This is a genomic window from Micrococcus sp. KBS0714 (genome assembly GCF_002008305.4).
Taxonomy (GTDB): Bacteria; Actinomycetota; Actinomycetes; order Actinomycetales; family Micrococcaceae; genus Micrococcus; species Micrococcus luteus.
Genome location: NZ_CP042169.1, coordinates 1,980,334 through 1,997,829, shown reverse-complemented (window position 1 = coordinate 1,997,829; position 17,496 = coordinate 1,980,334). Strand labels below are relative to the sequence as shown.

General features: G+C 76.3%; 16 protein-coding genes. 12 read left to right on the top strand and 4 right to left on the bottom strand.

What is annotated here, in order from left to right; all coding sequences use genetic code 11:
* Nucleotides 1–50 precede the first annotated feature (50 nt).
* The 3 genes from B1A86_RS09145 to B1A86_RS09135 are packed head-to-tail and all read left to right on the top strand — an operon-like array spanning nt 51 to nt 2,337.
* Complete coding sequence (locus tag B1A86_RS09145; RefSeq protein ID WP_044658873.1) at nt 51–1,694, top strand: sodium-dependent transporter; 1,644 nt, start codon at nt 51–53, stop codon at nt 1,692–1,694.
* A 3-nt stretch (nt 1,695–1,697) separates the two neighbouring features.
* Entirely contained in the window at nt 1,698–1,883 is a 186-nt protein-coding gene (locus tag B1A86_RS09140) for a methionine/alanine import family NSS transporter small subunit (protein WP_044658874.1), read from the top strand.
* The gene (locus B1A86_RS09135; protein ID WP_044658875.1) at nt 1,855–2,337 is read left to right on the top strand and encodes a GntR family transcriptional regulator; all 483 of its coding nucleotides are present in this window, start codon (nt 1,855–1,857) and stop codon (nt 2,335–2,337) included. The genes B1A86_RS09140 and B1A86_RS09135 overlap by 29 nt, the downstream gene beginning before the upstream one ends.
* Before the next feature lie 75 nt (nt 2,338–2,412).
* On the opposite strand, the gene acs is transcribed toward B1A86_RS09135, so the two are convergent.
* On the bottom strand, nt 2,413–4,353 hold the full coding sequence (gene acs / locus B1A86_RS09130; protein WP_044658877.1) for an acetate--CoA ligase: 1,941 nt from the start codon (nt 4,351–4,353) through the stop codon (nt 2,413–2,415).
* 234 nt (nt 4,354–4,587) lie between these two features.
* Here acs and nth point away from each other — a divergent pair, with 234 nt between their 5' ends.
* Nucleotides 4,588–5,394 (top strand): endonuclease III, encoded by an 807-nt coding sequence (nth, locus tag B1A86_RS09125; RefSeq protein WP_078026140.1) that lies wholly within the window; start codon nt 4,588–4,590, stop codon nt 5,392–5,394.
* A 21-nt stretch (nt 5,395–5,415) separates the two neighbouring features.
* Here nth and B1A86_RS09120 read toward each other — a convergent pair whose 3' ends face one another.
* Nucleotides 5,416–6,621 (bottom strand): NAD(P)-binding domain-containing protein, encoded by a 1,206-nt coding sequence (locus tag B1A86_RS09120; RefSeq protein WP_078026141.1) that lies wholly within the window; start codon nt 6,619–6,621, stop codon nt 5,416–5,418.
* 36 nt (nt 6,622–6,657) lie between these two features.
* Between B1A86_RS09120 and B1A86_RS09115 the strand changes: the two genes are divergently transcribed.
* From B1A86_RS09115 to B1A86_RS09090, 6 genes are all read left to right on the top strand, one after another.
* Nucleotides 6,658–7,467, top strand: a complete 810-nt coding sequence (locus B1A86_RS09115; protein ID WP_078026142.1) for a CoA pyrophosphatase — start codon at nt 6,658–6,660, stop codon at nt 7,465–7,467.
* Nucleotides 7,468–7,625: 158 nt separating this feature from the next.
* A complete protein-coding gene (locus B1A86_RS09110; RefSeq protein ID WP_136939928.1) occupies nt 7,626–8,951 on the top strand; it encodes a CpaF family protein in 1,326 nt (441 codons plus the stop codon).
* Nucleotides 8,948–10,075 carry a type II secretion system F family protein gene (locus B1A86_RS09105; RefSeq protein WP_233490683.1) on the top strand — a complete coding sequence of 376 codons (1,128 nt, stop codon included), beginning with the start codon at nt 8,948–8,950 and terminating at the stop codon, nt 10,073–10,075. The genes B1A86_RS09110 and B1A86_RS09105 overlap by 4 nt, the downstream gene beginning before the upstream one ends.
* A gap of 176 nt (nt 10,076–10,251) precedes the next feature.
* Nucleotides 10,252–10,485, top strand: coding sequence for a DUF4244 domain-containing protein (locus B1A86_RS09100; protein ID WP_049147913.1), 234 nt, complete (start codon nt 10,252–10,254; stop codon nt 10,483–10,485).
* The gene (locus tag B1A86_RS09095; RefSeq protein ID WP_049147914.1) at nt 10,478–10,930 is read left to right on the top strand and encodes a TadE family type IV pilus minor pilin; all 453 of its coding nucleotides are present in this window, start codon (nt 10,478–10,480) and stop codon (nt 10,928–10,930) included. Before B1A86_RS09100 ends, B1A86_RS09095 begins: the two co-directional genes overlap by 8 nt.
* Complete coding sequence (locus tag B1A86_RS09090; protein ID WP_049147915.1) at nt 10,927–11,382, top strand: Rv3654c family TadE-like protein; 456 nt, start codon at nt 10,927–10,929, stop codon at nt 11,380–11,382. The genes B1A86_RS09095 and B1A86_RS09090 overlap by 4 nt, the downstream gene beginning before the upstream one ends.
* Here B1A86_RS09090 and B1A86_RS09085 read toward each other — a convergent pair.
* Both B1A86_RS09085 and B1A86_RS09080 read right to left on the bottom strand, forming a co-directional pair.
* Nucleotides 11,286–13,898, bottom strand: coding sequence for a DEAD/DEAH box helicase (locus tag B1A86_RS09085; RefSeq protein ID WP_138976811.1), 2,613 nt, complete (start codon nt 13,896–13,898; stop codon nt 11,286–11,288). The two genes, B1A86_RS09090 and B1A86_RS09085, sit on opposite strands and share 97 nt — an antisense overlap.
* The gene (locus B1A86_RS09080; protein WP_020626505.1) at nt 13,895–14,668 is read right to left on the bottom strand and encodes a GNAT family N-acetyltransferase; all 774 of its coding nucleotides are present in this window, start codon (nt 14,666–14,668) and stop codon (nt 13,895–13,897) included. Before B1A86_RS09080 ends, B1A86_RS09085 begins: the two co-directional genes overlap by 4 nt.
* Before the next feature lie 93 nt (nt 14,669–14,761).
* Here B1A86_RS09080 and B1A86_RS09075 point away from each other — a divergent pair, with 93 nt between their 5' ends.
* Nucleotides 14,762–15,691, top strand: coding sequence for a rhodanese-related sulfurtransferase (locus B1A86_RS09075; RefSeq protein ID WP_078026143.1), 930 nt, complete (start codon nt 14,762–14,764; stop codon nt 15,689–15,691).
* Nucleotides 15,688–17,364: a methyltransferase gene (locus B1A86_RS09070; RefSeq protein WP_078026144.1), complete on the top strand. Its 1,677-nt coding sequence runs from the start codon at nt 15,688–15,690 to the stop codon at nt 17,362–17,364. The genes B1A86_RS09075 and B1A86_RS09070 overlap by 4 nt, the downstream gene beginning before the upstream one ends.
* The last annotated feature ends 132 nt before the right edge of the window (nt 17,365–17,496 follow it).

The window sequence follows — 17,496 nt, the reverse complement described above, 5'->3', positions numbered from 1 at the left end:
TATTGTGGCATCCGTCACACTCGAGTTTCCCCGACCCTCGGAGGTCCTGCATGTCCAGCACCGTCTCCGCGCCCGCCACGGCGCCGAAGCGCACCCGGGAGGAGTTCGCCGGCCGGTGGGCCTTCATCCTGGCGGCCATCGGCTCCGCCGTGGGCCTCGGCAACATCTGGCGCTTCCCCTACGTCGCCTATGAGAACGGCGGCGGCGCGTTCGTCATCCCCTACCTGATCGCGCTGCTCACCGCGGGCATCCCGCTCCTGTTCTTCGACTACGCGATCGGCCACCGCTTCCGCGGCTCCGCGCCGCTGGCGTTCCGGCGCCTGTCCCGGTGGACCGAGACCGTCGGCTGGTGGCAGGTGCTCATCTGCGTCGTCATCGGGATCTACTACGCTGCGATCATCGGCTGGGCGATCATGTACACCTGGTTCTCCGTGGACCAGCGGTGGGGCGACGACCCGGAGACCTTCCTCATGGGCGACTACCTGCAGGTCGCCGACGACCCGTCCCCGTCCTTCGACGTCGTCTCGGGCGTCTTCTGGCCCATGCTCGCCGTCTGGGTGATCACGCTGCTCATCATGGGCTTCGGCGTGCGCCGGGGCGTGGCCCTGGCCTCGATGGTCGGCATCCCGCTGCTCATCGTGATGTTCCTGGTCCTCGTCGGCATCGCCCTCACCCTGCCGGGCGCCGCCCAGGGCCTGGACGCGCTGTTCACGCCGAACTGGGCCGCGCTCGCGGACCCGGGCGTCTGGATCGCCGCCTACGGTCAGATCTTCTTCTCGCTGTCCGTCGGCTTCGGCATCATGATCACCTACGCCTCCTACCTCAACCGCCGCACGAACCTCACCGGCTCCGGCCTGGTCGTCGGCTTCTCCAACTCGGGCTTCGAGATCCTGGCCGGCATCGGCGTGTTCTCCGCCCTGGGCTTCATGGCGCAGGCCTCCGGCGTGTCCGTGTCCGAGGTGGCCGGCAGCGGCATCGGCCTGGCGTTCATCGCCTTCCCCACCCTGATCTCGCAGGCCCCGCTCGGCGCTCTGATCGGCGTGCTGTTCTTCGGCTCGCTCGTGGTCGCCGGCTTCACCTCGCTGATCTCGATCCTCGAGGTCGTCATCTCCGCCGTGAAGGACAAGCTCGGCTGGGGCCGCTGGACGGCCACGATCGTCGTGATCGGCCTGTCCGGGGTGGTCTCCCTCGCCCTGTTCTCCACCACCACGGGCCTGCAGATGCTCGACACCATGGACGCGTTCGCCAACAACTTCGGCATCGTGGGCGCGGCGCTCCTGTCGGTGCTCCTGGTCACCGGTGCGCTGGGCTCGGCCCGCCGCATCACGGCGCACCTCAACGCCGTCTCCTCCTTCAAGGTCGGCCGCGGGTACGTGCTGCTGATCGGCGTGCTCATGCCGATCGTGCTCGCCTACATCTGGCTCTCCTGGATCATGAAGGTGATCGCGGAGGGCTATGAGGGCTACCCGGGCGACTTCCTCGGCGTCTTCGGCTGGGGCATCGCGCTCGGCTCCGTCGCCCTGGCCGTCCTGCTCTCCCTGATCCCGTGGTCCCGCAAGTCCAACCTCTACGCGGAGGACCTGGACAGCGAGATCCACGGCGACCTCATCCCGCACAACGCCGTGCCCGAGGGCACCGTCCCCACCGGCGCCCTGCCGGTGGTGCCCGTGGCCACCACCCGGAAGGAGCTCTGACCGATGAGCACCGCAGCGATCGTCATGATGTCCCTGGCCATCCTCCTGGTGTGGGGCGGCCTCGCGGTCTCCGCCATCCACCTGCTCCGCCACCCGGACGACTCCTCGGGCGACCTCGCCATCGAGGACGACCTGGCCCCCGCCGTGTGGGAGCGCGAGGATGGCCTTCTCGACGCGCAGCACCGGTGAGACGATGAGGGCCACCGGTCCGTCCGCGGCGGCCCCGTCCGCAGCCCCGGTCGCCGGCGGGGCCGCGGGCGTGGTCTCCACCTCCCTGCCGGTCGTGGCGGTGGACGGGAGCCTGCCGACCCCGCCCTACCGGCAGATCGTGGACGCGGTCCTGGCCGGCGTCACCTCCGGATCCCTCGCCCGCGGGGACCGACTGCCGCCCGTGCGCGCGCTCGCCGCCGAGCTCGGCGTGGCACCGGGCACCGTGGCCCGGGCCTACAAGGAGCTCGAGGCGCACGGCACCATCCGCACCCGGGGGCGCGCGGGCACGTTCGTGGCCGCCTCGGCCGACGCCCGCGCGGACGCCGCGCACCAGGCGGTGCGCCGCTGTCTCGACACCCTGCTCGAGCGCCTCGGCTACACGCCCGACGAGGCCGTGGAGCTGGTCCGCCGGGACGCAGCCGCCCGCGCCTGAGCCGGGCCCGCCCACCGACGACGCCGCCCCGGACCGCACGCAGCGTGCGGTCCGGGGCGGCGTCGTCGTGCCGGCTCAGGCCTTCGGGGCGAGCGTCTCCACGATGCGCTGCATGACCGTGGGGTCGGCCAGCGTGGTGGAGTCGCCCGGGTCGCGGCCCTCGGCCACGTCCTTGAGCAGACGGCGCATGATCTTGCCGGAGCGCGTCTTGGGCAGCTCGGGGACCACGAGCACGCGCTTGGGCTTGGCGATGGGTCCGATGTCCTTGCCCACGTGCTGCCGCAGCTCCTCCTCGACCTCGGCGACGTCGCGGTCGGCCGCGACGGCGACCGCGGTGAGCAGGACGAACGCCACGACCGCCTCGCCCGTGGTCTCATCCTTCGCGCCGACCACCGCGGACTCGGCCACGGACGGGTGCGCCACGAGGGAGGACTCGATCTCGGTGGTGGACAGGCGGTGGCCGGAGACGTTCATGACGTCGTCCACGCGGCCCAGCAGCCAGATGTCGCCGTCCTCGTCGTAGCGGGCGCCGTCGCCGGCGAAGTACATGCCGGGGAAGCGGGACCAGTAGGTCTCCTTGAAGCGCTCCCGGTCGCCCCAGATGCCGCGCAGCATGGACGGCCACGGCTCGCGCACCACGAGGAAGCCCGCGCTCGTGTCCGTCATGGGCTCGCCGAGCTCGTCCACGACCTCCAGCACGACGCCGGGCACCGGCCTCTGGGCGGAACCGGGCTTGAGGGTGGTCACGCCGGGCAGCGGGGTGAGCATGTGGGCGCCTGTCTCGGTCTGCCACCAGGTGTCCACGATGGGGCAGCGGCCGGCGCCGATGACCTCGTGGTACCAGCGCCAGGCCTCCGGGTTGATGGCCTCGCCCACGGAGCCGAGCACGCGCAGGCTGGAGAGGTCGTACTCGTCCGGGATGTGCCGGCCCCACTTCATGAACGTGCGGATCGCCGTCGGCGCCGTGTAGAGGATGCTCACGCCGTACTTCTGCACGATCTCCCACCAGCGGCCCTGGTGCGGGGAGTCCGGGGTGCCCTCGTAGATCACCTGGGTGGCGCCGTTGACCAGCGGCGCATAGGCGACGTAGGAGTGCCCGGTGACCCAGCCGACGTCGGCGGTGCACCAGAAGACGTCCGACTCCGGGTGCAGGTCGAAGGTGTCGTGGTGGGTGGCCGCGGCCTGCACGAGGTAGCCGCCGGTGGTGTGCAGGATGCCCTTCGGCTTCCCGGTGGTACCGGAGGTGTAGAGGATGTAGAGCGGGTGCTCGGCGTCGTGCCACACGAGCTCGTGCTCGTCGGACTGGGCGTCCACGACGTCGTGCCACCACAGGTCGCGGCCCTCGGTCATCTCGACCTCGGCCTCGTTGCGGCGGACCACGAGCACGTGCTCGGCCGTGTGGCCGGGCGCGGAGAGGGCCTGGTCCACGGCGGGCTTGAGCATGGAGGGCTTGCCGCGGCGGAAGGAGCCGTCGGCCGTGACGACGAGCTTGGCCTCGGCGTCGTCCACGCGGGAGCGCAGGGCGTCGGAGGAGAAGCCGCCGAAGACCACGGAGTGGACCGCGCCGATGCGCGCGCACGCGAGCATCGTGATGACGGCCTCGGGGATCATCGGCAGGTAGACGGCCACGCGGTCGCCCTTGGTCACGCCGAGGGACTCGAACGCGTTGGCGGCGCGCCGGACCTCGGCGGCCAGGTCGGCGTAGGTGTAGGTGCGGGTGTCACCGGGCTCGCCCTCGAAGTGGATGGCCACGCGGTCGCCGTGGCCGGCCTCGACGTGGCGGTCCAGGGCGTTGTACGCGGCGTTGGTGGTGCCGCCGACGAACCACTTCGCGAAGGGTGCATCGGACCAGTCCAGGACGTCGGTGAAGTCCTGCTCCCAGTGCAGGACCTCGCGGGCGCGGCGGGCCCAATAGGCCAGGCGGTCCTCGGCGGCCTCCTCGTACAGGTCGGCTCCGGCCACCGCCTGGGCGGCGAACTCGGCCGGGGGCGGGAACGTGGGGATCTGCTCGTCCATCGACGGGGTCCTTTCGGGGTGGTGCGGTCGGTGCGAGACGCGGATGTGACGCGTCCCACACTAGTCTCCCGCCTCAGCATGCCGCGCGCGGCGTCGTCGCCACAAATCTTCGGGTCCTGTGTGTCGCATCGCGCCCGGAAGCGGGGGCCGACCCCGGTGTGGACGTCGGCACGCGCCCCGCTCCCTAGGATGGTCGGACCTGAGCGGATCGCACGAGGGCGGGAGGACGCGCGGATGGAGACGGAGCCGACGGACACGCCGACCGGGGAGACCCGGCTGGCCCTGGTGCGCCGGGCGCGGCGGATCGACCGGATCCTGGCCGAGACGTACCCGTACGCCGTCGCCGAGCTGGACTTCGAGACGCCGTTCGAGCTGCTCGTGGCCACGGTGCTGTCCGCCCAGACCACCGACGTGCGCGTCAACGCGGCCACGCCGGCGCTGTTCGCCCGCTTCCCGGACGCCCACGCGATGGCGGCGGCCACCGAGCCCGAGCTGCAGGAGCTCGTGCGCTCCACGGGGTTCTACCGGAACAAGGCCTCCGCGATCCTGCGGCTGTCCCAGGAGCTCGTGGCCCGGCACGACGGCGAGGTCCCCGCCCGTCTCGAGGACCTCGTGGCGCTGCCCGGGGTGGGGCGCAAGACCGAGTTCGTGGTGCTCGGCAACGCCTTCGGCCAGCCCGGGATCACGGTGGACACGCACGTCGGCCGGCTGGCCCGACGCCTGGGGTTCACGGACGAGACCGACCCGGTGAAGGTGGAGCACGCCGTGGGCGCCCTGTTCCCCCGCCGGGACTGGACGATGCTCTCCCACCGGCTGATCTTCCACGGCCGCCGCGTGTGCCACGCGCGCCGCCCGGCGTGCGGGGCGTGCCCGATCGCCCGCTGGTGCCCGTCCTACGGCGAGGGGGAGACCGACCCCGAGCGGGCGCGCGCCCTGCTCGCCTACGAGCTCAAGCCCGGCCGGGAGGAGCTGCTCGAGCTCCTGCGCGCGGGGCGGACGCGCCGCGAGCTGCGCGCGCTCGGCCACGGACTGGAGGCCTGACCGCCCGGCTGGTCCACCCGCTCAGCCCGCGGTGAGGCCCGCGAGGATCGCGTCGACGGCCCGGCGCGCGTGCACCCCCACGCCCGCGAGCGTGGCCGAGGCGGCCCCGCACCAGTCGTCGTAGCCGAGCAGGTGCAGCCCCGGCACGTCCACCGAGGCGGTCGGCAGCGCACGCTCCGTCGCCGGCGCCCCGGAGGGGCGGCGGGTCAGCTCGAGGCTCCGCAGGTGGCGCAGGTCCGCCCGGAAGCCCGTGCACCAGACGACGTCGTCCACCGGGTGCTCGGTGCCGCGCACCCGGGCCGCGGCGCGGCTGGCGGCGGGCCAGCCGTGGCTCGCGCCGGCGTCGTGGTCCCAGCGGACGCCGTCCGGCGTGAGCGCGGTGGGCGCGGGGACCGCGTGGAGCCCGGCCTCGTCGCGGGCGCGGATCACCGAGGGCACCATGACGATGTCCCCGAGGTCGCCCACGCGCGCCTCGGAGCGGCCCAGCACGCGCGCCGAGGCCCGATCGAAGAGCACCCGCCCGTCCACGTCGTCCGGCATGAACCGGGGCGGACGCCGGGTGGCCCACGTGGTGGCGACACCCGCCAGCAGCAGGTCAGCCGCGATCTGGGCGCCCGAGTTGCCGCCGCCCACCACGAGGACGCGCCGCCCGGCGAACGCGTCGGGGGAGCGGTACGCGGCGGAGTGCCGCTGCGTGCCGCCGAAGCGGTCGGCGCCCGGGAGAGCCGGCACGAACGGGCGGGTGAACGAGCCGGTCGCGGAGACCACGGCCCGGGCGCTCAGGGCCGTGCCGTCCTCGAGCCGCAGGGTGAACGGCGGGGACGCGGCGGCGTCGTGCGTCACCGCCGTGACGCGCACGCCGCGCCGCACCGGCAGCCCGTAGCGGTCCTCGTAGTCGGCCAGGTACGCGACGACGTGCCCGGCGTCCGGGGTGCCGGGGCCGGGCGACGGCGGCATGGGTCGGCCCGGCAGGGAGGAGTGCTCGGCGGGGGAGAACAGGCGCAGGGAGTCCCAGTGGTGCGGCCACGCGCCGCCGGGCTGGGCGGACGCGTCGAGCAGGACGAACGACGGCGCCGGGCCCGCCCGGCGTCCGCGGTCGACGTCCCGCGCGGCCCGCGCCAGGAAGTAGCCGGCCGCCAGTCCGGCCTGGCCGGCGCCGATCACCGCGACGTCCACCGGATCCGGGGACGCGGTGGCCGCCGGGGGCGAGGTCAGGGGAGCCGTCATGCCCCGAGGCTACGACCGGCGACTAGCGTGGGGGCCATGCCTGAGACCCCCGCGAGCCCCCGCCCGACCTCCCGCGACGCCGTCGGGACGTCCGACGCGTCCCTGGCGGGTGCGCGGGACCAGCTGGCGGACCTCGTGGCCCGGTGGGGCGCGGCCCCTGCGGACGCGCCCGGTCACCACGACCCGGTCTCGCTCACCACGGTCCCGCCCGAGGCCGTGCCGATGTGGGGCTTCGACTGGCCCCGGTCCGGCGATCCGCGCCCCTCCGCCGTGCTGATCCTGTTCGGCGCCCTCGACGACGTCCCCGCCCGTCACGACGCCGAGCGCGTGCACCCGCACGTGGACGTGCTGCTGACCCAGCGCGCCGCCACCCTGCGCCAGCACGCCGGGCAGATCGCGTTCCCCGGCGGTCGCGTCGACCCCGAGGACGGCGACGTCGTGGCCACGGCCCTGCGCGAGGCGCAGGAGGAGACCGGCCTGGACCCGGCCGGCGTGGAGGTCCTGGGCGTGCTGCCGGCGGTGCCGGTGGTGGTCTCCGGGCACGTGGTGCACCCGGTGCTCGGGTGGTGGCGGGACCCCAGCCGCGTGGCGGTGGTCGACCAGGCCGAGGCCGCGGCCGTGTTCCGGATGCCGGTCGCGGACCTGGTGGACCCCGCGAACCGGTGCCGCGTGGCCCGGCCCGGCGGCCGCCGCGGCGAGACGCCGGGCTTCCTCGTGGGCGAGCGCCTGGTGTGGGGGTTCACGGCGGCGCTGCTGGACCGGGTGCTGGGGCTGCTGGGCTGGGACGTGCCGTGGGACGACTCCCGCGTGCGCGACGCGCGGACCCACGAGATCCTGCGCGACTGACGGCTGCGCTCCGCCGTCCGCTCCTGCACAGGCGCCGGAGGGCGGGCCCGTGTCCCCAGCGGCGGGACCGGGGGCGCGGGCACCCGGGCGGGACGGTGGACTGGACGGGCCGGCGGCCGCGGACCGCGGCGGCCGCCCCGACCCGCAGGAGGCCCGCCATGCGCCCGTTCGTCCCCGCCGCCCCGGCCCGCCCGCCCCGGGGCCGACGACGCCGCCCCGCCCCGCCCGAGGGCGGCCGGCGGTTCCCGTGGCCCCGCACCGGCCCGGCCGAGCCGGAACGCACGCAGGTCGCCGCGCCGCCGCTCGCCGCACCCGCAGCGGGCCCCGACGGGCTGGACGCCGCCGTCGTGCGCCGGCGCGTGGCCGAGGCCCGTGCGTCGGCCGCGGACGGCGCGGAGCCGCCGCTGGCCCCGCTGATCGCCGAGGCCCTCGACGTGCCGATCGACGACCCGCGCGTGGCGGCGCTGGTCGATGAGCTCGACGGCTTCGGCCCGCTCGCACCCTGGGTGCGCACCCCGGGCGTGACCGACGTGCTCGTGGACGGCGCGGGCGCGGTGTGGACCGACGGGGACGGGGGCCTCGTCCGCCGCCCCGATCGGCTCGACCCCGAGACCGCCCGGGCGCTCGCGGTGCGGCTGCTGCACCGGGCCGGCCGCCGCCTCGACGCGGCGGTGCCGCTGGCCGACGCCCGCGTGGGCGGCGTGCGCGTCCACGCGGTCCTGCCCCCGGTCAGCGGCGGCGGCACCCTGCTGAGCCTGCGGATCCCGGCCGCGGCGACGCCGTCGCTGGCCGCGCTGGCCGACGGCTGGCCGGACGGCGCCCTCTGGGCCGACGCCCTCGAGGCGCTCGTGCGCGACCGCGCCACCGTCCTGGTCAGCGGCGCGACCGGGGCGGGCAAGACCACGCTGCTCTCCGCGGCCCTCGGCCGGGTGCCGGGGGACGAACGGATCGTCGTCGTGGAGGACACGGCCGAGGCCGCGCCCGATCACCCGCACGTGGTCGCCCTGCAGTGCCGCGCCGCCAACGCGGAGGGCGCCGGCGAGGTCGGACTGGCCGAGCTCGTCCGCCACGCCCTGCGGATGCGGCCGGACCGGCTCGTGGTCGGCGAGTGCCGCGGCGCCGAGGTGGCCGACGTCCTCACCGCCCTGAACACCGGCCACCAGGGCGCGTGGGGCACCCTGCACGCCAACGCCGCCGCCGAGGTGCCCGCCCGGTTGACGGCCATGGCCTCCCTGGCCGGCTGGCGGCCCGAGACGGTGGCCGCGCAGGCCCGCGCCGGCGTGGACGCCGTGCTGCACATCGCCCGCGACGGCCACGGGCGGCACCCCGTGGAGCTCGCCGTCCCGGACCTGCGCGCCGACGGGTTCGCCCTGCTGCCCGCCCTCACGTGGCGGCCCGGGACGGAGGCGACGGGCGGGCGGACCGTCGAAGGACCCGGCATGCCCGCGCTCGCGGCCCGGCTGGCGGGGCGGAGCGGCCGGTGAGCGCGACGACGGCGGCCGGGCAGGCACGACGGTCGCGCGCTGGGCGTGCCGAGCCGCTGCTGCCCTGGTGGGCGGGGCGGGCGAGGCCGGAGGAGGAGACGGAGGTGCTCGTCGGCGCGCTGCGCCGCTGGGCCGCCCTCGTCGCGGCCGGCCTGACCGAGGAGCAGGCCTGGCGGGAGACCGCGTGCACCCTGCCCGCCTGCGGGTCGGGCCCGGGCGAGGCGGGTGCCGCATGCTGTGCCCATCACCGCGCCCGACGCCGGGCCGAGGCGCTGGCCTGGGATGTGCCGGCGTCGCATGCGCCGACCGGGGAGGCGGCGCGCGGCGGCGGGACCCTGCCCTGGCGGACCCCCGCACGGGACCCGGGCTGGGCGCTGGTCGACGCGGCGCTCGCGGCCGGGGCCCGGGCGGGTGCCGCTCCCGCTGCCGTGGCCCGGCGGCTGGCCCACAGTCTCGAGGCGGACGTGGACGCGGCCCGGGCCCGCCGCTCGGCCGCGGCGGGGCCGGGCGCGACGTCCCGACTGCTGCAGTGGCTGCCCCTGGGCGGCCTCGGCCTCGCGTGGCTGCTCGGCACCTCCCCGTGGGACCTGGCCCGCTCGCCCTTCGGTGCCGTGGTCGCCGCGGTGGGGCTGCTGTTCTGGCTGGCCGGGCGGTCCTGGACGCGCCTGCTGCTGCGTGCTGCCGCGCGCGAACCGGCGGCGGTGGGCGCCGCCGTCGTGCTGGACGTGTTGGCGGCGCTGCTCAGCGCCGGCCGATCCCTGCCCGCCGCGCTGGACGACCTCGGCCGAACCCTGCCGGGCGCCCGCGGCCTGCGCGCCACGGCGGCGCTGCTGCTCTGGGGCCGGGACTGGGACGAGGCGTGGGCGGGGCTCGACACGGACCCGGTGTGGATCGAGACCGCCGCCCGGCTGCGGCCGCTGCACCGGTCCGGGATGGCCGGCGCCCGCACGCTGGCCGAGACCGCCGCCGCCGTCCGTCAGCAGACCCGGCGGGCCGATGAACGGGCGGCCGAGGAGCTCGCCGTGCGCCTGGTGATGCCGCTGGGGCTGTGCCTGCTGCCGGCCTTCGTGTGCTGGGGCGTGGTGCCCGTCGTCATGGCCCTGCTCGGGGCGGGACCGGGCTGAGGCGGCGGCGACGCCGGGGCGTCCGGTCCTGCACAGGGCCCCGATCGCCCCGGCCCATCCCCGGATCCGCGCCGCCCCCGGCGCGCGAGCCCCGGAGCGGGCCAGCCTGGGACCAGCGGCCCGGCCGGGCCGTCATCACCGCCCCGCACCGCGGGGCCCACTCCAGGAGGACCACCATGACCCACCGCTCCCACTCCGCCCAGCCCGCCGTCACCCGCCCGAGCGGCCGCAATCGCCTCGCGCGCGTCGTCGACGCCGCGGGCGAGGAGACCGGCGCGATCACGGCCGAGTACGGCATCCTCACGCTCGCCGCCGTGGGCTTCGCGGGCGTGCTGGCCGTCGTGCTCACCAGCCCGGACGTGCAGTCGCTGCTCGTGGACCTCGTCTCCGGGGCGCTCCAGCGTGACTGAGCACCCGACCTCCGCCTCGCCGTCCGGGCGCCGCACGGGCGCCCGGACGGCGGGGCGGCCCCGCGCGCTCCGGGGCGGCGAGACCGGGGCCGTCACGGCCGAGTACGCGGTGCTGCTGCCCGTGATCGCGTTCGTGCTCGTGTCCGTCCTGCTGGCCGGGGCCGCCGCGGTGCAGCAGGTGCGGGGTCAGGACGCGGCGGCGTCGGCCGCCCGCATCCTCGCCCGGGGCGACGACGAGGCGGCGGCCCGGGACGCCGTGGCGCGCATGGCCGGCGACGACGCCTCGCTCTCGCACACCGTCGAGGGCGGGTGGGTGACCGTCGAGGTCGTCCAGCCCGGCCCCGGGCCGCTCGCCTGGGCCGAGGTGCTCACCCTCACCGCGCACGCCGCCGCCCCCGACCAGCGGCCCGGAACGCCCGCCGCCGGGCCGGAGGACCGGTCATGACCCGTGGGAGGGCGCCCGCGCGGGGCGAACGCGGCTCGGGCACCGTGTCCGTCCTGGGCACGGCCGCTCTGGGGGCGGGGCTGCTGCTGGCTGTCGCGGCGCTGGGGCAGGCCTCGGCCACCGGCTCCCGGGCGGCCGGGGCTGCCGATCTGGCGGCGCTCGCCGCCTCCGACGCCCGGCGCGGGCTCTCCGACCACGAGCCGTGCGTGCTGGCCGGGCGGACCGCCGAACGCAACGGGGCCGCCGTCGTGGCGTGCGAGGTGCGCGAGGACGGGACCGTGCGCGTCGCGGTCGAGCTCGCCCGCGCCCCGCTGCCGGCGGCCACGGCCGATGCCGTCGCGGGTCCGCCGCGGTCTCAGGCCCCGGGCGCCGCGTCCGTGGCCCCGCCGGAGGACCCGCCGGAGGCGCCGCCGCCCGAGCCGTCGGTCGAGGCGTCCGCCGGGACGAGGTGATCGGCGTGGTCCATCAGGAACCGCAGGACGGTCAGCGCGCCGGCCTTGTCCAGTGGGCTGTTGCGGTTGCCGCACTTGGGGGACTGCACGCAGGACGGGCAGCCCTCCGCGCACTCGCAGGCCGCGATGGCCCCCGCCGTCGCCTCGACCCAGCGTCGCGCCTGCTCGAAGCCGCGTTCGGCGAAGCCCGCCCCGCCGGGCCGGCCGTCGTAGACGAACACGGCGGGGGAGCCGGTGTCCGGGTGCAGGACCATCGAGACGCCTCCGATGTCCCAGCGGTCGTTCGAGGCGACGAGCGGCATCATGCCGATCATCGCGTGCTCGGCCGCGTGCAGGGCGCCGGGAAGGCGATCCGTGGTCAGTCCCGCGGCGATGAGCTCGTCCGAGGCCGCCTGGAACCACACCGCCGAGGTGAACAGGTCCCGCGCCGGCAGGTCGAGGGGCTCCTCGCCGAGCACCTCCCCGGAGGCCAGGGCCTTGCGCTGGAAGGACACCACCTGGGTGCGGACCTGCACATCCCCGAGGCACCAGCGCAGGGTGCCCTCCCGCGCGTCCAGGCGGCGGTGCACCGCCACGATCTCGACCTCCGTGACGTCCCGGGCCTGCGTGGTGAAGTCCGGCCAGGCGCGCGTGACCACCACCGCGTGCGCGTCCTCGTCCAGCTCCTCCACGAGGTACGTGCGGTCCTGGTGCACGTACACCGCGCCGGGATGCGCCTGGTAATGGGTCTGGGGCGAGTCCATCGTGCCCAGCAGGGCGCCGGACTCGGCGTCGATGATGTCCATGGGGCCACCGCCGTCGTCCCGCAGGGAGACCATGCCGGCGGCGTGCTCGGGGTGCGTCCAGAACCAGCCGGCCGGCCGACGGCGCAGCAGCCCCTGATCGACCAGCACGTCCAGCAGGGCGCGCACGCGCTCCGGCTCCCCGAACCAGCCGAACGCCTCGGGCGTGATCGGCAGCTCCGCGGCGGCCGCGCACAGCTGCGGGCCGAGCAGGTGCGGGTTCTCCGGGTCCACCACGGTGTCCTCGACCCCCAGGTCGAACACGGCCTCCGGGTGGTCCACCACGAAGGTGTCCAGGGGGTCGTCCGAGGCCACGAAGAACGCGAGCGCGTCCTGGCCGCCGCGCCCGGCGCGGCCGATCTGCTGGAAGAACGACGCGCGGGTGCCCGGCCAGCCGGCCACCACCACCGCGTCCAGCCCCGCGACGTCGATGCCCATCTCCAGCGCCGGCGTCGAGGCCATGCCCAGCAGCCGACCCGAGCGCAGGTCCGCCTCCAGCTCCCGCCGCTCCTCGGGCAGGTAGCCCGAGCGGTAGGCCGCGATCCGGGTGCCGAGCCCCGGCTCGACCTCCTCGAGCTGCCGCTTGGCCGCGCTCGCGATGGCCTCGGCCCCGCGCCGCGAGCGGATGAACGCCAGCGTGCGGACCTGCTGCAGGGCCAGGTCCGTGACCAGGTCGGCGGCGGCGGCCATCGCCGAGCGCCGGACGGGCGCGCCGTTCTCGCCCCGGCGGTCCGTCAGCTCGGGCTCCCAGAACGCCACGGTGACCGCCCCGTGCGGGGACGCGTCCTCCGTGACCGCCGCGGCCGGCGCCCCGATCAGCCGGGCGAAGTGCCCGGCCGGATCCGCCGACGTCGCCGACGCCCCGATGAACACGGTCTCCGGCCGGTCCCCGCGGTAGTGGGCGGCGATGCGCCGCAGCCGGCGCAGCAGGATGCCCACCTGCGAGCCGAAGACGCCCCGGTACGTGTGCGACTCGTCCACCACCACGAACGCCAGGTTCCGGAAGAACGTGGCCCACCGCTCGTGGTGCGGCAGGATCCCCACGTGGAGCATGTCCGGGTTGGTCATGAGCACGCTGGCGTGCTCGCGGGCCCAGATCCGGTCCTGCGGTGCGGTGTCGCCGTCGTAGGGGGCCGAGCGCAGCCCCGGGGCGCCGTCCCGCTCGAGGGCGCGCCAGGAGGTCAGCTGGTCCGCCGCGAGGGCCTTGGTGGGGGCGAGGTAGAGCGCGGTGGCCCGGGGGTCGGCGGCCAACCGGGTGCCGACCGCCAGCTGGTAGCCCAACGACTTGCCCGACGCCGTGCCCGTGGCGAGCACGGTGTGCGTCCCCGCGCCGGCCAGGGCCGCGGCCCGCACCTGGTGCAGCCACGGCCGCTCGACGCCGCGCGCCGCGAACGCCCTGACCAGGCCCTCCGGAGCGTCTGCGGGCCAGTCCGTGTGCCGGGCCTGCCGTGCGGGCAGCTCGGTGACGTGGCGGATCTGCTCGGGCAGCCCGGTCCGGCCCAGCGCCGCACGGAGTCCGGCCCCCGCCGGGGTGTCCGGGCACAGGTCCCCGGGTGCCGTGACGGACAGCCCGGCCACGACGTCGGCCACCACCTCACCGACGGGCTGCGGCTCCGGTCCGGAGGAGTCCGGGGCGGCGTCGTCGACGGGCGGCGCGGCGTCCGCCGTGCCGGGCGGCCCCCAGCCGCCCGCGGGATCCGCCCAGGGATCGTGCTCCGGCAGGTGGCCGGTCACGCCCCCATGGTGCCGGTGTGCTCGGCGGTGGGGTTGTCCTCGGCCAGGCCGCGACCCCAGATGGACACGGGGCCGAGGTCGGTCCAGGCCAGGTGGCGGTACAGCTTCTGGCCGTCCGGGGAGGCGACGAGCAGGCCGCGGCTGATCTCACCCTCGCTCATGACCTCGGAGGTGAGGTAGCGCATCACGAGGGAGCCGAGGCCGCGGCGACGGTGGTTCGGGGACGTCCAGATCCGGTCGTAGACGGCGGTGCCGTCCTCCTCGGTGACCCAGCCGAGGGCGGCGAGCTCCTCCTCGCCCTCGGGCGCGGTCGAGGCGCCGACGGCCAGGATGCGCAGGCGACGGCTGCCCTCCATCGGCTGGTCCACGCGGGCCTCATAGCCCTCGGGCAGCAGCGGGGGCTCCACGTCCTGCAGCTCGGGGTCCATGTCCATGGTCATGAAGCGCTCCGGCTCGGCCTGGGCCTTCAGACCCATGGCCTTGGGGTCCTCGCCGGCGTCGCCGAACACGGTGAGCAGGATCTGCTCCTGGTCCCGCACCGCCTCGCGCAGGTCCTCCAGCTCCGCGCGGGAGGGGTTCACCACCACGTGCTCCCACGTGGCCGGCACGTCCACCGTGGCGCGACCGGAGCCGCCGGGGATCATGTGGGCGGGGCGGGGGGTGCGCAGGGCCGCGCGTCGCCCCGCCTCCTGGCTCGTGCGGTAGCCGCGCGATCGCGACCAGGCCGCGAACCAGATGTCGACCAGTGCCGGATCCAGATGCTCAGTCATGTCTGAAGGGTAAGGCGTGAGGCCGGTGCGGGCCAGGCCCCGCCCGTCCCTCACGGCCGTCACGTCCGGGGTCGCGCACTAGCCTGGACCTCGATGAGCACCGCCGCCCTCTCCCGCATCGCGCTGTACTACCGGTTCACCCCGCTCGCCGACCCCGAGGCGGTGCGGCTGTGGCAGCGCACGCTCGCCGCGTCCCTCGGCCTGACCGGCCGGATCATCGTGTCGCCGCAGGGGATCAACGGGACCGTCGGCGGGCCGGTCGACGCGGTCAAGCGCTACGTGCGCGGCACGCGGGAGCATCCGGCGTTCCGGGACCTCGAGGTGAAGTGGTCGGACGGCTCGGCGGCGGACTTCCCCCGCCTCTCCGTCAAGCTCAAGCCCGAGCTCGTCGCGTTCGGGGCCCCCGAGCGCGTCACCGTGGACGCGGACGGGGTCGTCGGCACGGGGGAGCGGCTCACCCCCGCTCAGGTGGACGCGCTCGTCGCCGAGCGCGCCGGCAGCGCCAACCCCGTGCGCTTCCTCGACGGCCGCAACACGGTGGAGGCGGCCATCGGCCGCTTCGACGGGGCCGTGGTCCCGGACGCGCACACCACCCGCGACCTGCTCGCCGCCGTCGACTCCGGGGCCCTGGACCACCTCAAGGACGCGCCACTGATCACCTACTGCACGGGCGGCGTGCGCTGCGAGGTCCTCTCCGCCCTGCTCAAGGACCGCGGCTTCGCTGAGGTCTACCAGCTCGACGGCGGCATCGTCCGCTACGGCGAGGCCCGCGGCGACGCCGGACTGTGGCGGGGCGAGCTGGCCGTGTTCGACCGACGCCTGTCCACCCGCTTCACCGCCGACGCCGAGACCATCGGCCGGTGCGTCACGTGCGAGGCCCCGACCTCGGCGCTGCGCAACTGCGCCGACCCGGCCTGCACCACGCTCGAGGTCCGCTGTGCGGCCTGCGCCGTCGACGACCCCGAGCGCCGCTGCCCCGTCTGCGTCCACCACCCCCACCCCGCCGAGAGGACCGAGGCATGAGTCCCGTCCCGACACCCCCGTCGCCCCCCGCCCCGCGGCTGACCCCGGCCACGGCCGTGGCCCTCGCCGCGGACCTGGCGGCCCTGCCGTTCACGACCGCCGCCGTCGAGGGGCTGCTCGGACCCGTGGCCACGCTCGCCCTGGACCGCGAGCACGCCGAGGCCGCCCGCCGCGTCGTCGCCGGTCACCTGGCGGGCCCCGGCCGGCACGACGACGCAGCCGGCCCCGGCGACCGGCCCGGCACGCGGGGCCTCGCCGCCGCCGTCGGGGCCTGGCTGCTCGGCGACCCCGTCCCCGCCGCCGACCTCGACGCCGCGCTGCCCAGCCTCGGCCTGGCCGGGGCCGTGGCGGCCGGGCTCGTCGTCGAGGGGCCGGACGGGCGCGTGCGCGGCGCGGTGGACCTCTCGCCGTACGAGGCGGACGAGCCGGGCCGGATGTGGATCGCCTCGGACCTGACGGCCCTGCAGCGGCGCGGCCCGCTGCCTCCCGAGCACGTGCTCGGCGTCGGCCGGGCCTCCCTCACGCTCGCCGGCGCCACGCAGCGCCGTCCCGTGGCCCGCGCCCTCGACGTGGGGGTGGGCTGCGGGATCCAGACCCTGCACCTGCTCGCCCACGCCGACCACGTCACCGCCACGGACCTGTCCGAGCGCGCCCTGGCCTTCACCCGGTTCAACCTGCTGCTCAACGCGGACGTGCTCGGCCTCGACCGGGAGCGGCTCGAGGACCGGGTCCGGCTGGCGGCCGGCGATCTGCTGGCGCCGGTGGCGGGGGAGCGGTTCGACCTCGTGGTCTCGAACCCGCCGTTCGTGATCACCCCGCGCACGGACCCGGACGCGCCCGTGCTGACCTACCGCGACGGCGGCCGCGAGGGCGACCGGATCGTCGCGGAGCTGATCGCGGCCCTGCCGGACGTGCTCGCCGAGGGCGGCACCGCGCAGCTGCTCGCCAACTGGGAGATCCCGGCGGGAGACACCGCCGACGCCGACACCGCACCCTGGGACGCGCGCCCGCGCTCGTGGGTGGCGTCGGGGATGCAGGCCTGGTTCATCCAGCGCGACCGGCAGGACCCCGCGGGCTACGCGGAGACGTGGCTGCAGGACTCCTCACTCGAGCTCGACCCGCCCGCCTATGAGGCCGCCTACCGTGGGTACCTGGACGACTTCGCCGCGCGCGGGGTCGCGGGCGTGGGCTTCGGCCACGTGTGGCTGCGTCGGCCCGCCGCGGACGGCTCCCAGGGCCGGGGGTGGGTGGTCGCCGAGGAGCTGACCCAGGCCGTGGACGAGGCCCTCGGCACCGCGTGGGCCGCCGCCGTCGCCCGCCGGGACCGGCTCACCGCCGGCGCCGGGGCGGGGGACGCCGTCGGGGACCCGGCCCTGGCCGCGCTGCGCGGCCTGCACCTGCGCGTGGCCGCGGACGTCACGGAGGAGCGCCACCAGCGGTTCGGGGCGGAGCACCCCGAGGTGATCCTGGCCCGGCAGGGCTCCGGGTTCCGGCGCGTGGCGCGCCTGGACACCGCGACGGCGGGCGTGCTGTCCGCCTCCGACGGTGAGCTGTCCGTGGGGCAGCTGGTGGGCGCGGTCGCCGCGCTGCTGGAGCTGGACGACGTCGGGCGGGCCGGCCTGCTGGCCGCGCTGCGGGAGCTGTACGAGGACGGGTTCCTGGTGGAGGGCTGACGATCGGGCGGTGGCGGGCGCGGGGACGCCGGGCGTTATCGTGGGCACCGCGCCCCCTACGATGTGGGGACGTCCGCCCGACGCCGGCGTGCACCGCGCACCGGCCCGGAACCACCGCCTTCCCCGTCCGAG